Origin of the sequence: Providencia sp. PROV189 (genome assembly GCF_028480065.1) — a bacterium.
In the GTDB taxonomy this organism is placed as follows: domain Bacteria; phylum Pseudomonadota; class Gammaproteobacteria; order Enterobacterales; family Enterobacteriaceae; genus Providencia; species Providencia stuartii.
On the sequence record NZ_JAMPOG010000003.1, the window covers coordinates 78839 to 97307 of the forward strand.

The 18469-nt window shown below is 43.1% G+C and carries 17 protein-coding genes; 13 read left to right on the forward strand and 4 right to left on the reverse strand.

The window, feature by feature from the left end; all coding sequences use genetic code 11:
* The first annotated feature begins 119 nt into the window (after positions 1 to 119).
* On the forward strand, positions 120 to 1853 hold the full coding sequence (dld, locus tag PR833_RS01705; RefSeq protein WP_061063922.1) for a D-lactate dehydrogenase: 1734 nt from the start codon (positions 120 to 122) through the stop codon (positions 1851 to 1853).
* Positions 1854 to 1899: 46 nt separating this feature from the next.
* On the opposite strand, the gene sbcB is transcribed toward dld, so the two are convergent.
* On the reverse strand, positions 1900 to 3327 hold the full coding sequence (gene sbcB / locus PR833_RS01710; protein WP_053109897.1) for an exodeoxyribonuclease I: 1428 nt from the start codon (positions 3325 to 3327) through the stop codon (positions 1900 to 1902).
* Between the two features lie 374 nt (positions 3328 to 3701).
* On the opposite strand from sbcB, the gene PR833_RS01715 reads away from it, so the two are divergent.
* The 3 genes from PR833_RS01715 (at position 3702) to tmaR (ending at position 5935) form a co-directional block, all read left to right on the forward strand.
* Positions 3702 to 3896 carry a hypothetical protein gene (locus PR833_RS01715; protein ID WP_004920847.1) on the forward strand — a complete coding sequence of 65 codons (195 nt, stop codon included), beginning with the start codon at positions 3702 to 3704 and terminating at the stop codon, positions 3894 to 3896.
* A 272-nt stretch (positions 3897 to 4168) separates the two neighbouring features.
* On the forward strand, positions 4169 to 5440 hold the full coding sequence (locus tag PR833_RS01720; protein WP_004920844.1) for an MFS transporter: 1272 nt from the start codon (positions 4169 to 4171) through the stop codon (positions 5438 to 5440).
* A 162-nt stretch (positions 5441 to 5602) separates the two neighbouring features.
* Positions 5603 to 5935: a PTS system regulator TmaR gene (gene tmaR, locus PR833_RS01725; RefSeq protein ID WP_004920843.1), complete on the forward strand. Its 333-nt coding sequence runs from the start codon at positions 5603 to 5605 to the stop codon at positions 5933 to 5935.
* A gap of 43 nt (positions 5936 to 5978) precedes the next feature.
* On the opposite strand, the gene PR833_RS01730 is transcribed toward tmaR, so the two are convergent.
* Together PR833_RS01730 and rne are read right to left on the reverse strand one after the other, a co-directional pair.
* On the reverse strand, positions 5979 to 6605 hold the full coding sequence (locus PR833_RS01730; protein ID WP_014656183.1) for an SDR family oxidoreductase: 627 nt from the start codon (positions 6603 to 6605) through the stop codon (positions 5979 to 5981).
* Between the two features lie 179 nt (positions 6606 to 6784).
* Positions 6785 to 10036, reverse strand: a complete 3252-nt coding sequence (gene rne / locus PR833_RS01735; RefSeq protein ID WP_004920839.1) for a ribonuclease E — start codon at positions 10034 to 10036, stop codon at positions 6785 to 6787.
* Between the two features lie 544 nt (positions 10037 to 10580).
* Between rne and rluC the strand changes: the two genes are divergently transcribed.
* The gene (gene rluC / locus PR833_RS01740) at positions 10581 to 11534 is read left to right on the forward strand and encodes a 23S rRNA pseudouridine(955/2504/2580) synthase RluC (RefSeq protein ID WP_004920838.1); all 954 of its coding nucleotides are present in this window, start codon (positions 10581 to 10583) and stop codon (positions 11532 to 11534) included.
* A 48-nt stretch (positions 11535 to 11582) separates the two neighbouring features.
* Here the strand turns inward: rluC and PR833_RS01745 are convergent, their stop codons facing one another.
* Complete coding sequence (locus PR833_RS01745) at positions 11583 to 12167, reverse strand: Maf family protein (protein WP_004920837.1); 585 nt, start codon at positions 12165 to 12167, stop codon at positions 11583 to 11585.
* Between the two features lie 143 nt (positions 12168 to 12310).
* On the opposite strand from PR833_RS01745, the gene yceD reads away from it, so the two are divergent.
* The 8 genes from yceD to fabF all read left to right on the forward strand — a co-directional run bounded on the left by yceD (position 12311) and on the right by fabF (position 18458).
* Positions 12311 to 12835 (forward strand): 23S rRNA accumulation protein YceD, encoded by a 525-nt coding sequence (yceD, locus tag PR833_RS01750; protein WP_004920836.1) that lies wholly within the window; start codon positions 12311 to 12313, stop codon positions 12833 to 12835.
* Between the two features lie 12 nt (positions 12836 to 12847).
* On the forward strand, positions 12848 to 13018 hold the full coding sequence (gene rpmF, locus PR833_RS01755; protein WP_004920835.1) for a 50S ribosomal protein L32: 171 nt from the start codon (positions 12848 to 12850) through the stop codon (positions 13016 to 13018).
* A gap of 23 nt (positions 13019 to 13041) precedes the next feature.
* On the forward strand, positions 13042 to 14088 hold the full coding sequence (gene plsX / locus PR833_RS01760) for a phosphate acyltransferase PlsX (protein ID WP_014656180.1): 1047 nt from the start codon (positions 13042 to 13044) through the stop codon (positions 14086 to 14088).
* A gap of 3 nt (positions 14089 to 14091) precedes the next feature.
* Complete coding sequence (locus tag PR833_RS01765) at positions 14092 to 15042, forward strand: beta-ketoacyl-ACP synthase III (protein WP_004920833.1); 951 nt, start codon at positions 14092 to 14094, stop codon at positions 15040 to 15042.
* Between the two features lie 18 nt (positions 15043 to 15060).
* Entirely contained in the window at positions 15061 to 15993 is a 933-nt protein-coding gene (gene fabD, locus PR833_RS01770) for an ACP S-malonyltransferase (RefSeq protein WP_004920832.1), read from the forward strand.
* Positions 15994 to 16000: 7 nt separating this feature from the next.
* Positions 16001 to 16735 (forward strand): 3-oxoacyl-ACP reductase FabG, encoded by a 735-nt coding sequence (fabG, locus tag PR833_RS01775; RefSeq protein ID WP_004920831.1) that lies wholly within the window; start codon positions 16001 to 16003, stop codon positions 16733 to 16735.
* A 155-nt stretch (positions 16736 to 16890) separates the two neighbouring features.
* Complete coding sequence (acpP, locus tag PR833_RS01780) at positions 16891 to 17127, forward strand: acyl carrier protein (protein ID WP_004920830.1); 237 nt, start codon at positions 16891 to 16893, stop codon at positions 17125 to 17127.
* Between the two features lie 80 nt (positions 17128 to 17207).
* Positions 17208 to 18458 carry a beta-ketoacyl-ACP synthase II gene (fabF, locus tag PR833_RS01785; protein WP_036940792.1) on the forward strand — a complete coding sequence of 417 codons (1251 nt, stop codon included), beginning with the start codon at positions 17208 to 17210 and terminating at the stop codon, positions 18456 to 18458.
* Positions 18459 to 18469: the final 11 nt, after the last annotated feature.

Here is an 18469-nt window from a genome sequence, read left to right on the forward strand (position 1 = left end):
ACACTGCACCGATATCTCAATCTAAAACGCTTTATAATGTGATATGGTTGTTAAATGATTATGACATTACAATTAATTGAACAGTTTATTGATAATTACCCTGACAGGAAGGCGCAGAAATGAATGCAGTAAACAGCCCTGAAAATCAACGATTATTACTGACACTCACCAATATTGTTGGTAAAAAAAATATCCTGACTAAGCCTCATAAAACCGAACGTTACCGCAAAGGGTTTCGCTCAGGTATCGGTAATGCTATAGCGGTCGTCTTCCCTACCACGTTGTTAGAGCAATGGTATGTTTTTAAAGCCTGTGTCGAGGCGGATAAAATAGTGATTATGCAAGCCGCGAACACAGGGCTGACAGAAGGTTCGACGCCAAGCGGTTATGATTATGATCGTGATATCGTTATTATTAGCACATTAAAATTAAATCAAATTCAAGTATTACCTGAATTTAATCAAGTTGTTGCTATGCCAGGCAGTACGCTGTATGACCTCGAGAAATTACTAAAACCATTAGGTCGTGAACCGCATTCCCTCATTGGCTCCTCTTGCATCGGGGCGTCAGTGGTTGGCGGGATCTGTAATAGTTCAGGTGGCTCCCTAGTGCGCCGAGGCCCGGCTTATACGGAGCTAGCCTTATATGGGCGAGTAAATGAAGATGGAAAAGTGGAGTTAGTAAACCACCTAGGGATTAACTTAGGGGATACACCTGAAGAAATTTTAACGAACTTGCAAAATCGACGTTATCGAACAGAAGATGTTGAACACAGTGAAAAGCTGGCGTCAGACCATGAATATGCTCAGCGAGTTCGTGATGTGAATGCGGATACACCATCACGCTTTAACGCAGATGAGCGCCGCTTGTTTGAAGCATCTGGTTGTGCGGGTAAATTAGCTGTATTTGCTGTCCGCCTTGATACTTTCCCTGCCGATACCTCAACACAAGTGTTTTATATTGGCACAAACAATCCGGATGTTCTGGAAGACATTCGCCGTCATATTCTTAGTGAATTTAAAAACTTACCAGTAGCAGGTGAGTATATGCACCGCGGTTGTTTTGATATCGCTGAAGTATACGGAAAAGATACCTTTTTAATGATAGATAAATTTGGCACTGACAAAATGCCACTATTTTTTACTATCAAAGGCCGAATTGATGCCGTATTAAATAAAGTACCGTTGTTACCGTCAAACCTTGTTGACCGCACTATGCAGCTACTCAGTAAATTATGGCCTGCACATTTACCTCCACGTATGAAGCAATTTCGTGATAAGTATGAGCATCATCTGATGTTAAAAATGGCGGGTGAAGGTATTGATGAGGCGAAAGTTTGGCTGAAATCCTTCTTTGCAACGGCGGATGGGGGGTATTTTGAGTGTACACCAGAGGAAGGGGCGAAAGCATTTTTACACCGCTTTGCCGCAGCGGGATCGGCGGTTCGTTATCATGCGGTACACAATAAAGATGTTGAGGATGTATTGCCGCTGGATATCGCTTTACGTCGAAATGATCGTGATTGGTTTGAAAAATTGCCGCCAGAAATTGAAAAATTGTTAGTTCATAAACTGTATTGTGGGCATTTTATGTGTCATGTGATGCACCAAGATTATGTATTGAAAAAAGGCGTCGATCCAAAAGAATTGAAAGAGAAAATGTTAGCGCTGTTAGATGAACGAGGTGCACAATACCCCGCAGAGCATAACGTAGGCCACCTATATAAAGCTCAGCCACAGCTAAAATCTTTCTATAAAAAAGCCGATCCGACTAACAGCATGAACCCCGGTTTAGGCAAAACAACGAAACGTAAAAATTGGGAAGGGGATTGTGGTTGCCATCACGATCACTAATCAGTGCAATCGTTGTTTTTGGGCAGGAAACCCTGCCCCACCTATATTAGCTGGCTAATTCAGCCGCGTAATTGACCAGTGCTTTGAGCTGCTTACAGCGTTCAACATCGTTTTGATGTTCAATCATTAACGACTCAATAGATTGCATATATTCCATTAAACGGCTTTCAGTAAAGTAGTCACGGCGGTGCTGCAACCAGCGTTGCTGCTCATCATAGGATAAGGTTGAGGGGTAATTACGTGCTTTATAACGGAAAAATAGCTCTTTCATACGTGGGTCTTCAAAAGTGAGGTCTAACGCAGGCAGGTTTTTTTCCGGTGTTTCTCTAATAATATCCATCGTCGAGCGGTCAGAGCTACTGAAAAAGCCACTGTAAATTTGAGCATCAACATCATCCGGCTCTTCAAATGGTTGCGCTTGGGCAAAAATTTCAATCACTTTATGACGTATATCGGGGTGCTTACGTAAGATTTCCAAATTGCGTAGGCAGAGATCGCGGTCAACCCCCGTGCGTTCAGCATCTTCTGTACGCAATGTTTTCTCAGGCGCAAGAATAGGGCATTTATTAATGTGTACTAATTTAATCGGAACCGGTAATTCGCCATCTAATTCCGTTTTAGGGGTATATAAGCGCTCACGCAAAGTCTCAACGGGCAAATCAACCAGGGGTGAAATATCCGCCGCTAAATCACACATAATAACCGCATTACGGTTGTCTGGGTGCCATGCTAATGGTGAAACAAGGCTAATATAGGAGCGTAGAGCGCCAAACATGCCAGAAACATGCACCAACGGTGTCATATCGACAATGTCGATTAATTGGCTAACTTTATTTTTATTTCTTAGCTGGTAGAAGTAGTTGAACATTCTAGGTTGAGCGGCTTTGAGCAGCTTCGCCATATTTATGGTGGCGAGTACATCGGACATCGCATCATGAGCATTTTCATGGGCGATACCATTCGCTTTTGTTAGATGTTCAAGGCGCATACTAGGTAAGCCTTCATCATTTTCAGGCCAAATAATCCCTTCAGGGCGTAGCGCAAAACACGCTCTCACAGTATCTAATAAATCCCAACGCGAATTACCTTGCTGCCAGCTATAAGCGTAGGGGTCATAAAAATTACGATAAAAAATATTTCGAGTCACTTCATCATCAAAACGAATATTGTTGTAACCCATAATACAGGTATTCGGTTGGCTAAATTGCTGGTGGATCCGTTTAGCGAATTCAGCCTCATTGACCCCTTGGGCTAAGGCGAGCTGTGGTGTAATACCGGTGATCATCACCGCTTCTGGTTGGGGCAAATAGTCGTCTGTTGGTGCGCAATAAAAGACTTCTGGCTCATCAATAATATTAAAATCGAGATCGGTTCTAACACCTGCAAATTGTGCGGGGCGATCAAGTGCGGGGTGTTTACCAAAAGTTTCATAGTCATGAACAAAAAAGGTAGGCTGCTTTTTAGTCTCTTGCAACGTTATTCTCCATAAGCCTTTGCTGCTATTTTTGTGATGATGAGGTTTTGTGATGGTTACTGATAAGGGGCAAATAATTTAGGCTAATAAACACAAAAATTGCTCCAGAGAATAGGCGGTAACTTCTCACAAATAGTAGCGACTATCATACCTGATAGATGTGAAAACCTGAACAGAGGCCCTTAAATGGTTGGTGTTACAATTTAAATATGTAATAGGAACAAACTGCTATCTAATTGATATTTACATCAATCATTTGATATAAGATGCCCTTTTTTCTTGAAAAAACAGGTAAATCAGCGTAAAAATTTGCCTAATAAAGGATGTTTTGATCTACTCTTTTAAATGCGACTAACAAAAAAGAGGATGTGAATATGAATACATATGATGAAAGAACACGTTTAATTTTATCTGAAATAGGTCATGTGACACTAGAGCTATTGGGTAATAGCGACGTGTCTAAACAAAGTATTATTGATAAGTTGAAAAAGGACGCAAAAGAAGAAAACAACCCAGCGCGAAAAAGCATTCTTGATGATGCAGTGACCTTTCTAAATAGCCAAGTTTAGATAATACGAGCCCTCGTTTGAGGGCTAGTGACAGCAACATTTATCATTTCATTACGTGACCTTTCTTTCGTTGATCAGAAGATCAACCCGCAAGTTGATATTGCTAAAACAACGGCTCCATACCGACACTGAAGAGTGATTTGCTTCATAAATCAGTGATGTTAACGTTAACAAGTGTGCTTAACATCACAATTTGAGAGCGATTTACTGGTTTAGAAAAAATGTTAACCTTAACATTTTTGGCATTTAGGGGAATATGCAGGCGAATAACAATGAATAATGAATCGAGAAAGTATTACGTGTCATTGAGTGCGTTGCTGTTTTTTTTCTTTTTTACTTGGTCGTCAACATTTTCAATTGTTGCTATTTGGCTTAGAAAATATGTTGGTTTAGAAGGCACTGAAACGGGGATCATTTTTTCATGTATTTCCATAGTGGCGCTTTGCGCGCAACCTCTTTATGGCTTTTTACAGGATAAGCTAGGTCTACGAAAGAACTTATTACTGTTTATTGCGATACTCTTGATATCATCTGGCCCATTTTTTATGGTGTTTGGCTATTTATTGCAATGGAATGTGGTGGTAGGAAGCTTAATCGGTGGTCTTTTTATCGGTATGACTTTCCATGCCGGAATTGGGGTACTTGAGTCGTATACGGAACGCGTCAGTCGCTTGCGTGATTTTGAATATGGCAAAGCGAGGATGTGGGGCTCATTAGGTTGGGCGATTGCGACATTTTTTGCTGGTCGCAATATTAACGTTGACCCTAATTACAATTTTATCATGGCGACCCTCTCCGGTGCGATTTTTCTCGTTATTTTATTAAAACTAAAAACGGCAAAACCAAACGCATTTAATAGCCTAGAGCATGGAAAACCTTCCGGCATAACCCTTGATGACGCCTTGCAATTGTTCACACTTCCTCGTTTTTGGGCGCTGATTTTATTTGTGTTGGGCACATGCATATACAGTGTTTATGATCAGCAATTTATGGTCTATTTCGCACACCAATTCCAAGATGAGAAAACAGGTAATGAAATGTATGGCTATCTGAATTCATTGCAGGTTTTCTTAGAAGCAGGAGGTATGTTTTTAGCTCCGTATATTGTTAACCGCATAGGAGCCAAAAAAGGGTTATTGTTTGCGAGTAGTGTGATGGCATTGCGGATTATTGGCTCAGGTTTAGTCGAAGGACCTGTCATGATCTCTATTATGAAATTACTTCATGCTGTAGAGCTGCCAATATTGCTGATCGCAATTTTTAAATATAACAGTCGCCATTTTGATAAGCGTTTATCATCGACACTGTACTTAGTGGGTTTTAGTTGTATTACCTCGATTGTGGGGAGTATTTTATCGCCGTTGGCAGGTTGGGGTTACGATAAAATCGGTTTTGCTGATACTTATCTGGTAATGGGGGGCTTTGTCGTGATCACCACAATTTTATCTGCTTTCTGTTTACGCAGCGATAAAATAGCGCTTGCCAAACAAACCTCCAGAGTTGCTCAGGAAATAGGCGTTAAGGACGAGGTACAAAAGGTGTAACTGAAACAATTCAGCTCGTGAGTGAAGTCGATTGAGCAAAAATGCCTTTTTATTTGTTTTTATATCAATGAATAGATGAAATAGGGTTGTAACACGGTGCTGTTAGAAGGTATTGTGTAACGAGTGAATGCGTTTTGTTTTTCTAACAGAGGGTTTTTAAACATGGACAACGCTAACAAACAATCTTTCCATAATGTTTTGGAATTTGTGCGTATGTATCGTCGTAAAAATAAAATTCGTCGTGAAATTACCGACAATGAAAAGAAAATTCGTGATAACCAAAAACGTGTTTTATTGCTTGATAACTTAAGCGACTATATTAAACCGGGTATGACCATCGAGGAAATTCAAGCAATTATCGCGAATATGCGTAGCGATTATGACGACCGTGTTGATGATTACATCATTAAAAATGCGGAACTGTCCAAAGAGCGCCGTGAGATCTCGAATAAATTAAAAGAGATGGGCGAACTCAATAAAAAAGACGTGAAATAATTGAAAACTAGAGCCGAGGTTAGCTCGGCTCAATGTCATCGCATCAACCCCAGTGTGGTTTTAAATCTGGGTCAATAACAGCGTAAACCTGCCTATAGCTACTTTTATCTTCAGCGAGCTTCGCTAATATTCTCGCGACATCCTCTCGACTAACGACACCATGGGCTTCCCCTGTTAATAAGGTTGCGTTACCCGTTGCCGCGCTATTCATTAAGCCCCCAGGTCTTAAAATGGTGTAATTTATTTCGCTAGTCTGTAAATAGGACTCTGCCATTGATTTTTGGCGTACAGATTGCCCAAAAAGGGCTTTTGCTCTTGGTGATAAGGTTGACCAACTGTCGCCACAACCAATTGAAGTGACAAATAATAAACGATGTATCTGATGCTGCTCTGCTTGGCGGATAATATGGTAATTACCAACAAAATCGGCTTGCCCGCCGCCAATAGTGGTGAATATGACGGTATCAGGTGTCATGTATGCAAAAATTGCCTCTAAAGAAGACGGGTCGGTGGCATCGCCAATAAAGGTTTGTATGCCTTCAGCCGTTAGCCGCTCAGCATCCGTTTGTTGACGCACTAAGGCTGTGACTTGGTGGCCTTGTTGAATGCCAATGTTGGCTAATGCGAGGCCTATTCCTTTTGTTGCACCAAAAATTACCCAATGAGCCATCATATTTTCCTTTCAATTAACAATCAGTAAATAGAAATAATGATGGTTTTAATTTTTATTATCAATAATAGGTTTTGATTTATTGCTCTGTCAAATAAGTGGGAGAGCTATTCAGTGCAGAGAGATAGATATAAAAAAGCCCTGCGAGTTGCAGGGCTGTTTGACGTATTTAAAGAATACTATTCAAAATGAGCCGGTTTTGCCATTTGTGATGTCGCATAATTGGTTGCTACATGCCCACCGGCACCTTTACTGACAAAGGTTGAGGCTTCACGCTGGTAAACCTTGATTTCGAATGTTGATTCGACCACTTCAGGCGCTGGTGCTTTGGTCATTGGTGAGTAAGCATGACGTGCTGCCTTACTTGCAACAATAACCGTTGATTTCGCTACATAAGGCACTTCAACAGCTTCAGCCTTAGGCTCTTCAACTGCATCTGTGCTGGTTTGCGGCTGATCATCTTGTTCGGCTGTCTCAGCTGTAGGCTCCACTTTAGGTTGCTCAATCACAACGTCTTCAACGACCGCGACCGGTGCTTTAGGTTCAACGGTTGGTGCCGTTTCAACAACAGGCTCTGGTTGAGTGTCTTCTAGAGCTTGCTCTGTATGAACGACAGCAGGTTCAGCTTGTGGGGCAATGGCAGGTTCAAGAGAAACTGCATGCTCATCTGCGGATTCAGCCACAAGATTAACGTTGGTTTCAGTGACGGTTTCTACTGGTTCGATAGCGACAGTTTCAACCGTTTCATTAGCCTGCTCGATGACCTGAGAAGGTGTGATATCGGTGGTTTCAACGGCCTCTACACTAACAATACCTTGTTGCTCAAGCATCTCTTCATTGGTCATGATAGCGATGGTTTCTTGTTGTGGTTGAACAACAGGATAGCTGATAAACACCTTACCTGACGCTAACTCAGGTGAGGCTACGGCAGCGAACAGAGGCATTGGTGATTTTGTCAGATGACGCTCATCACGGTAACGACGACGACGCTGACCACTGACACGTAGGTGACGTGGTGAACGACGTGAGCGACGTGGAATGATGGTATCTTGCTTATCTTCTTGGTTAGCAACTTGAACATCTTGTTGTTCTGAGCTATTTACCTCAGCCACTTGCTCATCAACATGAGTCGGAGCAGGGAGTGCTGCGATAGGCATAGCATCATTTTCAACGGCAGTTGCAACTTTAACCACTTCATCTTCTTGCGCTACGGCTTCAACATTATCAGTGATACGAATTTTTTGTGTCAATTGACGACGTTGACGACGAGGCGTAACAGGGCGCGTTTGAGGCTCTTCTTTCTCTACAGGTGTATTATCAGCACCTTGAACTGCCTCTTGTTGTGCCTTAGCTGCTTGTTGTTGACGTTTTTCATCTTGACGACGACGGCGTTCAGCACGTTGTTCGCGGCGCTGCTGTTGCTGCGCTTCACGGCTATTGCTATCAACGTTTTGCTCATCTTGCTGATTAGCGTTCTTATTATTGCGGCCTTTACGATTGTTAGCTTCGTCAGATTGCGCATTACGGTTAGAACGATTATCGCGATTTTCGCGGTTGTCACTGTTTTCATCACGATCACGGCGATTATTACGACGATTATTGCGGCGTTCATTGTTACGGCGCTTGTCGTTACCGCTATTTTGGCGATTTTTCTCAGCAGGTTTTTCAGCAACTTTTTCTTCTTCACCAGCGAAGAGTTTTTTGAAGAATTCAGCTACCTTGCTAAAAAAGCTCGGCTGGGCATCCACTTTAACCCCTTGTTTTGGTGTTTCAGTGCGTGCTTTGTTCTCTTTAGACTTAACAGTAACAGGCTGTTCTACGGGCTCTTGTAACGCGAAAGCAGAGATAGCTGGTTGCTCAGGGGCTTTACGTTCAGCGGCTGGATCCTCCGTACTGTTTAAGGTTTCCGTTTCATGGTAGTGAGCTAAGTTATAGCTCAGCGTATTTACTTCTTCACCTTTACGAATACGGATCACGTGAAAATGAGGCGTTTGCATTTGGTCGTTTGGCACAATGACCACGCGAACATTGCGTTGACGCGTTTCGATTTCGCTGACTGCTTTACGCTTTTCGTTAAGTAGATAGGAAGCAATTTGTACCGGAACGATAGCATGAACTTCATGTGTATTCTCTTTTAATGCTTCTTCTTCAATAAGACGCAAAACAGAAAGAGACAATGATTCATTATCACGGATGGTTCCTGTACCCGAGCAACGAGGGCACACATGGTGGCTAGATTCACCTAATGATGGGCTTAAACGCTGGCGCGACATCTCTAATAAACCGAAACGCGAGATACGGGCGATTTGAATACGTGCACGGTCTTGACGCACGGCCTCACGTAGGCGGTTTTCAACTTCACGTTGATGCCTGACTGGCGTCATATCGATAAAGTCGATAACAATTAAGCCGCCAAGGTCACGCAGACGTAATTGACGTGCGATCTCATCGGCCGCTTCAAGGTTTGTATTAAATGCGGTCTCTTCAATGTCTCCGCCGCGTGTTGAGCGTGAAGAGTTGATATCGATAGCCGTTAACGCCTCGGTGGTATCAATCACTAATGCACCACCAGATGGAAGGCGTACTTCACGTTGGAAGGCAGATTCAATTTGTGATTCGATTTGATAATGGCTAAATAGCGGAACATCACCGCTATAATATTTGATTTTGCTGGCAAAATCACCACGGCCAATCGCTTCAATATGGTTACGTGCCATTTCGACCACTTTCGGGTTATCGATAAGGATTTCGCCGATATCTGGGCGTAAATAGTCACGGAACGCACGAACAATGACGTTACTTTCTTGGTGTATTAAGAACGGAGCAGGGCGGTTTTCAGCCGCTTTTTTGATAGCTTCCCAGTGGCGTAAGCGGTAGAGCAAATCTTGTTGTAAAGATTCTGCGGATTTACCCACGCCCGCGGTGCGAACAATCAACCCCATCCCATCCGGGATCTCAAGGGAGGAGAGCGCTTCTTTTAATTCTGTACGATCTTCACCTTCAATACGGCGAGAAATACCACCCGCACGCGGGTTATTTGGCATCAGTACTAAATAACTTCCCGCTAAGCTGATAAACGTGGTGAGTGCAGCACCTTTATTGCCACGCTCTTCTTTATCAACCTGAACGATAACTTCTTGGCCTTCCTTAAGGACATCTTTGATATTGGGGCGGCCTTGAGAGTGGTAATTGCTTGGGAAGTATTCGCGAGCGATCTCTTTGATAGGGAGGAAACCGTGTCTTTCAGCACCATAATCAACAAAAGCAGCTTCAAGACTTGGTTCGATGCGAGTTATTTTTCCTTTGTAAATATTCGCTTTTTTTTGTTCATGACCTGGACTTTCGATATCCAGATCATAGAGTCGTTGCCCGTCAACAAGGGCAACACGCAACTCTTCCTGTTGAGTCGCGTTTATTAGCATTCTTTTCATATTGTTACTTACTCATTATTTTTTACTTTCAATAAAGAGCAGCGAAAAAGGGAGCTATTGTAAACCGATGGCCTCGTGATTTTTACAAAGCCGCCTGCCTCCCGGCAGTCGTCCGTATAGAGACGCGCAGTATTCGGTGAACCTGATTTTTAGATTAAAAATTCAGCGTTCTTAATCAGGAAGCCGTCATAATTTTGTTAACGGAAGTTCCTAACCCAAAAAGCTAATATTCGTTGCTCGCTAATTATTTGATTTTGCGAAGCGTCTTACGCCATTGCCGCGCTTTTACTCAATCAAATAGCAAATCTGTATTTCATGCCAATTATCGTTTTATCAAACATTATGGCAGTTACATATTATCCCACTGCCAATGACATTATAGCAAGTCGATACATGCGTTATATGAAAATTTTATTTAGAAATATGACTAACGAGCTATTCTTTGACCAAATAAAAAAAAATGATAAAAAAATTTGTGGAGTCGGTATGATATATCCCGCATATAAGGTCGTAATTTAATCAATCAGAGTTAACACATTTTTGAATGAAAACACAAAATCAAGTTCAGTTTATCGATATTAGCGATGACGAAGCCGGACAACGTATTGATAATTTCCTGCTCGCAAAATTAAAAGGTGTTCCTAAGAGTATGATCTATCGCATCATTCGCAAGGGTGAGGTGAGGGTTAATAAGGGGCGTATTAAACCTGAGTATAAACTTATTGCAGGTGATCAAGTCCGTGTACCACCGGTAAGAGTCGCTGAGCGTGAAGAAGCCCCTGTTTCGGCAAAACTGGATAAAGTTTCTGCGTTAGCTGATTGCATTCTCTATGAAGACGACGCAATACTGGTCATTAATAAACCATCAGGCACCGCAGTTCATGGCGGCAGTGGCTTAAGTTTTGGGGTGATTGAAGGGTTAAGAGCGCTTCGCCCAGAAGCACGCTTTTTAGAGTTGGTGCACCGTTTGGATCGCGACACATCTGGGATTTTGCTGGTGGCTAAAAAACGTTCAGCATTAAGAGCGTTACACGAACAGTTGCGCCTTAAACAGATGCAAAAAGATTACCTCGCATTAGTGCGCGGGCATTGGCAATCACATACCAAAGTGATCCAAGCTCCGTTATTAAAAAATATCTTGCAAAGTGGTGAACGTGTTGTTCGTGTTAGCCCTGAAGGTAAACCGTCAGAGACGCGCTTTAAGGTTGAGGAACGTTTTGATAATGCCACTTTGGTTAAAGCAAGCCCAGTAACGGGGCGTACTCACCAAATTCGTGTACATACATTACATGCAGGGCATCCGATTGCGTTTGATAACCGCTATGGCGATAAACAATTTGATAGCCAATTAGCGGATACAGGCCTAAAAAGATTGTTCTTGCATGCCAGCGCATTAAAGTTTACTCACCCTAAAACGGGGGAGGAAATGCGGTTACAAGCGCCGCTTGATAAAGAGCTTAATCAATGCTTAAAGGTTTTACGTTCACGTAAAAACTAAGCATATTAAGTTACCGGCAGACAAATTTGCCGGTAACTTATTGCGTTGTTAATTATCTAATGGATTGTAGCCATGATGGCGTAGCATCTCTAATAGCAGGATCAGAGGCAACCCAATCAATGTATTAGGATCACGCCCTTCAAGCCTATCAAATAAGGCAATCCCTAACCCTTCCGACTTAAAACTTCCGGCGCATTGGTAAGGCTCTTCTTTGCGCAAGTAAGTCTCGATTTCTTTATCACTTAAAGAACGAAAATAGACATTAAAGGGTTCACACTGCACATGGTAGTTTCCCGTCGTTGAATCTAATAAACATAGACCGGTATAAAATGTGACTTGTTTTCCTGAGGCTCTTTTCAGTTGTTTAAAGGCATTGTCATAATTGTATGGTTTGCCTGCAATTTCACCATCAATCACACAGACTTGGTCCGAGCCGATGATGAGATGTTGTTTATGCTGTTCACTGATGGCATGTGCCTTAGCATGCGCTAAGCGAGTGACCAATGCCTCTGCGGATTCATTTAACACTGGGGTTTCGTCTACATTCGGCGCTACGGCTAAAAAGGGTAATCCCAGCTTTTTTAACAATTGCTGCCGATAGGGAGAGGTTGATGCCAAAATAATCGATTTCATATTTTTTCTCGAAACTCATAGCCAAAAGGGTTAACTCATTTTAAACTATCTGACGCTTAACAGGCGATTTTTTGGTGAAAAGGCGAGTTTTGCCCGCCTTTTTCTTTGACTATAGCTCATTACAAAGTTAATATGCGCGCCTTATGCAAAAGGTAAAATTACCCCTGACTATCGATGCGCAGCGTGCAGCTCAAAAAAACCTCGACTATGTCGGGAGTTACACACCTGAGCAAGTAACACGTATTGCTGAATCAGTAGTCAGTGTAGACAGCGATGTTGAGAGCGAATTATCATTTAAAATTGATAATCAGCGTCTGACGGTCATAGAGGGGCATTCTGATGTGGATGTCACCCTACAATGCCAGCGTTGCAGAAAAGATTTCAAGCATCATGTTTACGTATCGTATTGTTTTAGTCCTGTCGTCAGTGACGAAAAGGCCGAAGCATTACCGGAAGGCTATGAGCCAATTCAAATTGATGAATTTGGTGAAATAGATTTGCTGGGAATGATAGAAGATGAAATAATTCTTTCCTTACCAGTGGTTCCGGTTCATGATTCTGAACACTGTGAAGTGTCCGAAGCGGATATGGTTTTTGGTGAACTACCGCCTGAGGCGGAAAAACCAAACCCATTTGCCGTATTAGCCAGTTTAAAGAAAAGTACTTAAGGAGTAAGGTCAATGGCCGTACAACAGAATAAACCAACTCGTTCAAAACGCGGTATGCGTCGTTCACATGATGCACTGACTGCTACCCTAGTTTCTGTAGACAAAACTACCGGTGAAACTCACCTGCGTCACCACGTGACTGCAGATGGTTACTACCGTGGCCGTAAGGTTATCAACAAGTAATTATAGATTTACAAGTTGATACTTTGGCTAATCTAACCATTGCGTTAGATGCTATGGGCGGGGATGTTGGTCCCCGCGTCACAGTGCCTGCTGCATTGCAGGCTCTGGCATCTAATCCAGCACTCAAATTACTGCTAGTCGGTCAACCTGACGCCATTCAACCACTGCTCGCACAACAAAGTGTTGAGCTGACTTCGCGTGTCGAAATTATTCCTGCTGAAAATGTTATCGCTAATGATGCCAAACCATCAACGGCAATACGTCAAAGCAAAGGAACATCCATGCGAGTGGCGCTTGAGTTAGTGAAGACTGGGCAGGCACAGGCGTGCGTGAGTGCAGGTAATACGGGTGCTTTGATGGGGCTAGCTAAGTTGATGCTTAAATCAATTGATGGCATCGAACGGCCTGCTTTGATGACCATTTTGCCTAATCAGCAAAAAGGTCAAACCGTGGTGCTAGACTTAGGCGCTAACGTCAATTGTAGTAGTGATATGCTAGTGCAATTTGCTGTGATGGGATCTGTCGTCGCTGAAGAGGTGGCCAAAATTGCTTCACCAAAAGTGGCACTACTAAATATTGGTGAAGAAGAGAGTAAAGGGCTTGATAATATCCGCGAAGCCGCCGCAATTCTCAAAGAAACCGCGGCAATAAATTACATCGGTTATGTCGAGGGCAATGAGTTGCTGACTGGCAAAACGGATGTATTAGTGTGTGACGGCTTCGCAGGTAACGTCACGCTAAAAACAATGGAAGGGGTGATCCGCGTCATACTTTCCTTGTTGAAATCAACAGATGAAAGCAAAAAGAATAAAAAACCTAGTTGGTTGATTCAATTGGCCAAAAAGTGGCTTAAAAAACGGCTGATGAAGCGTTTCGGGGAGTTGAACCCCGACCAGTATAATGGTGCAACTCTGTTAGGATTAAAGGGAATTGTCATAAAAAGTCATGGCGCTGCAAACGAAAGTGCATTTAAAGCTGCGATTGAACGGGCTGTTCAATCGGTAGATAGACAAGTTCCGGACAGAATAGCAGCTCGGTTGAATATCGTATTACCCAGGAGTGATCAATAACCTATGTATAGTAAAATATTAGGCACAGGCAGCTATTTACCCACACAAATTAGAACAAATGCTGACCTGGAAAAAATGGTTGATACTTCTGATGAGTGGATTGTAACTCGCACAGGTATTCATGAAAGAAGAATTGCTGGTGAAGATGAAAGTGTTGCCACAATGGGGTTTCATGCCGCACAAAAGGCCCTTGAAATGGCGCAAGTCGATAGCAGTGAGATTGGGCTAATTGTTGTCGCAACGACCTCTTCAACACACGCGTTTCCAAGCGCAGCGTGCCAAATTCAACAAATGTTAGGCATTAATGATTGCGCTGCATTTGATGTTGCCGCAGCGTGTGCAGGTTTTACGTATGCGATAAGCATCGTGGACCAGTTTATTAAAACGGGAATGGCAAAAAAAGCATTAGTGATTGGTGCAGATGCACTGTCAAAAACGTTAGACCCAAATGATCGCGGTACTATTATTCTGTTTGGTGATGCGGCAGGCGCGATGGTGCTCGGCGCATCGCAAGAGCCGGGTATTATATCAACACATCTGCATGCCGATGGGCGTTATGGCGAGTTGTTAGCGCTGCCGAATCGTGAGCGAGGCTCAGAAGATCAAGCCTACTTAACCATGACAGGCAATGAAGTCTTTAAAGTGGCTGTGCGTGAATTAGCGCACATTGTTGATGAAACATTGGCTGAAAGCGGTATCGCAAAAGAAGAACTCGATTGGTTAGTTCCTCATCAGGCAAATTTGCGTATCATCTCCGCAACAGCGAAAAAACTTGATATGGCCATGGATAAGGTGGTGGTTACGTTAGATAAACATGGTAACACCTCGGCTGCATCCGTGCCGACCGCCTTTGATGAAGCGGTACGTGATGGTCGAATCCAACGTGGTCAGTTAGTGCTCTTAGAAGCATTTGGCGGCGGCTTTACTTGGGGCTCTGCACTTGTTCGTTTTTAATTTACTGAGAAAATAGACATGACACAATTTGCTATGGTTTTTCCCGGTCAGGGATCTCAGTCTCTTGGTATGTTGTCTGCATTAGCGGCGGAAAGTCCGTTAGTAGAACAAACATTCGCTGAGGCGTCTGAAGCATTAGGTTATGACCTTTGGGCTCTTGTTCAGAACGGGCCAGAAGAAGAATTGAACAAAACATGGCAAACCCAGCCAGCGCTGTTAGCTGCATCTGTCGCTATCTTCCGTGTTTGGCAAGAAAAAAAAGGCGCGATGCCTACGATGATGGCAGGGCATAGCCTAGGTGAATATTCAGCTTTAGTGTGCGCGGGTGTTCTTGATTTTAAAGCGGCAATTAAACTGGTTGAGTTGCGTGGTAAATTGATGCAAGAAGCCGTTCCAGAAGGAACAGGCGCGATGTATGCGATCATCGGTTTAGATAACGAATCAATCGAGAAAGCTTGTCAAGATGCCGCTCAAGGCCAAGTCGTCTCTCCTGTGAATTTTAACTCACCAGGTCAAGTGGTGATTGCAGGTGAAAAAGCGGCGGTTGAGCGCGCTGGTGCAGCATGTAAAGAGGCGGGCGCAAAACGTGCATTACCATTATCGGTTAGTGTACCGTCACACTGTGCGTTAATGAAACCAGCGGCTGAAAAATTAGCAGTTGCGTTACAAGAAATAACGTTTAATCAACCAAATTTCCCAGTTATTAACAACGTTGATGTGAAAATTGAGCAATCAGCGGAAAATATTCGTGATGCTTTGGTTCGTCAATTGTATAATCCAGTTCGTTGGACTGAGACGGTAGAATTCATGGCAAATCAAGGTATTGAGCATCTTGTTGAAGTGGGTCCGGGTAAAGTATTAACTGGTCTTACCAAGCGTATTGTCTCTAATTTAACTGCCGTTGCAGTCAATGATCCTGTATCATTAGGCACTGCATTAGAAAACCTCTGAGGACGATATGAGCTTTGAAGGAAAAATTGCACTTGTAACAGGCGCTAGCCGCGGTATCGGGAAAGCGATCGCTTTAACGCTTGCTGCGCGTGGTGCGACGGTTATTGGTACAGCAACCAGCGAAAAAGGAGCAGAAGCGATTTCTGCTTATTTAGATGGAAAAGGCAAAGGTTTTGCTCTTAATGTGACAGACCCTGCATCAATTGACGAAACCTTGAATAATATTCGTCAACAATTTGGCGAAATTGATATACTGGTCAACAATGCAGGTATCACACGTGATAACCTTTTGATGCGTATGAAAGATGATGAGTGGCAAGATATTATTGACACTAACCTCTCATCCGTTTACCGTTTATCAAAAGCCGTATTACGCGCCATGATGAAAAAACGTTGTGGACGTATTATTTCAATCGCATCTGTTGTAGGTGTGATGGGAAATGCGGGTCAAGCGAACTATGCAGCAGCGAAAGCTGGGCTAATTGGTTTTAGCAAATCATTAGCACGCGAAGTCGCTTCCCGTGGCATTACCGTTAATGTCGTTGCACCTGGTTTTATTGAAACTGATATGACCAAGGCATTGACAGATGAGCAGCGTGCAGGCATTTTATCTCAAGTTCCTGCCGACAGGCTTGGTGATGCACAAGAAATTGCCAGTGCTGTAGCGTTTTTAGCTTCTGATGAAGCTGGTTACATCACAGGTGAAACATTACATGTCAATGGCGGCATGTACATGATCTAAAGAAATGATGGAACCATTTGCATTATTAGTGTTAATTAGCGCAAAATAATGCAAAATTTAGGTTTCAACAGCCGGGATTGGGTTGTATCTTTTCCTGTATTTTATAAACTACGAAAACCATCGCGAAAGCGAGTTTTGATAGGAATTTTAATAGTATGAGCACTATCGAAGAACGCGTTAAGAAAATCATCGTTGAGCAACTAGGTGTTAAAGAGGAAGAAGTTGTAACAACAGCTTCGTTTGTTGATGACTTGGGCGCTGATTCTCTTGACACAGTTGAGCTGGTTATGGCTCTGGAAGAAGAGTTCGATATCGAAATCCCTGACGAAGAAGCTGAAAAGATCACAACAGTGCAGGCTGCGATTGATTACGTCGAGAACGCATCTAACTAATTGTTTTAAAACTTGTCTAGGCGGTCACTCGACCGCCTATGTTTCTTTGATAACTTTTTTTCCCTCCTTGGAGGATTTACGTGTCTAAGCGTCGTGTAGTCGTAACCGGACTGGGCATGTTATCTCCTGTCGGCAACACAGTTGAATCATCATGGAAAGCTGTTTGTGACGGACAGAGTGGTATCAGCCTTATCGAACATTTTGATACTACCAACCACGCAACTAAATTTGCTGGCGTAGTTAAAGATTTCAATTACGAAGATTATGGTATCTCCCGCAAAGATGCACGGAAGATGGACCCTTTCATTCAGTATGGAATTGCTGCTGGTAATCAAGCTATCAAAGATTCCGGGCTGGAAGTAACAGAAGCCAATGCTACTCGTATAGGGTTAGCGATTGGTTCTGGTATTGGTGGTCTAGGCCTAATTCAAGAGAACTGTGAAGCATTACAAAATGGCGGTCCTCGTAAAGTTAGCCCATTCTTCGTTCCTTCTACGATCATTAATATGGTCGCAGGTCATTTAAGCATTATTTACGGTTTCCGTGGCCCAAGTATTTCGATTGCCACAGCCTGTACTTCAGGTGTTCACAATATCGGTCATGCCGCACGTATGATTGCTTATGGTGATGCTGATGTAATGATTGCTGGTGGCGCTGAAAAAGCGACAACGCCATTGGGTGTTGCAGGTTTTGGCGCAGCGCGGGCTCTTTCTACGCGTAATGATGATCCGCAAGCGGCTAGCCGCCCATGGGATAAAGACCGTGATGGCTTTGTACTGGGTGACGGTGCGGGTATTATCGTACTTGAAGAATATGAACATGCTAAAGCTCGCGGCGCAAAAATTTACGCTGAAGTTGCTGGTTTCGGCATGAGCAGTGATGCTTATCATATGACATCACCGCCTGAAAATGGTGAAGGTGCTGCTCTGGCGATGGCAAATGCTCTGCATGATGCAGGTATTGAAGCTAATGCAGTGGGCTATATCAATGCTCACGGTACTTCAACACCAGCAGGTGACTTAGCGGAAGCGCAAGCGGTTATTTCGGTCTTTGGTGAAGGAACCGACGTATTAGTTAGCTCAACAAAATCGATGACAGGTCATCTATTAGGTGCCGCTGGTGCCATTGAGTCTATCTTTACGATCCTTTCACTGACAGAGCAAATCGTTCCGCCTACGATCAATCTGGAAAACCCAGATGAAGCTTGCAAACTGGATTTTGTTCCAGGCAAAGCAAGAAAAGTAGAAAATATGGAATATGCTCTGTGCAACTCATTTGGTTTTGGTGGTACAAACGGTTCATTAATTTTCCGTCGCTATCACGAAAAGTAACCCAGACGTAT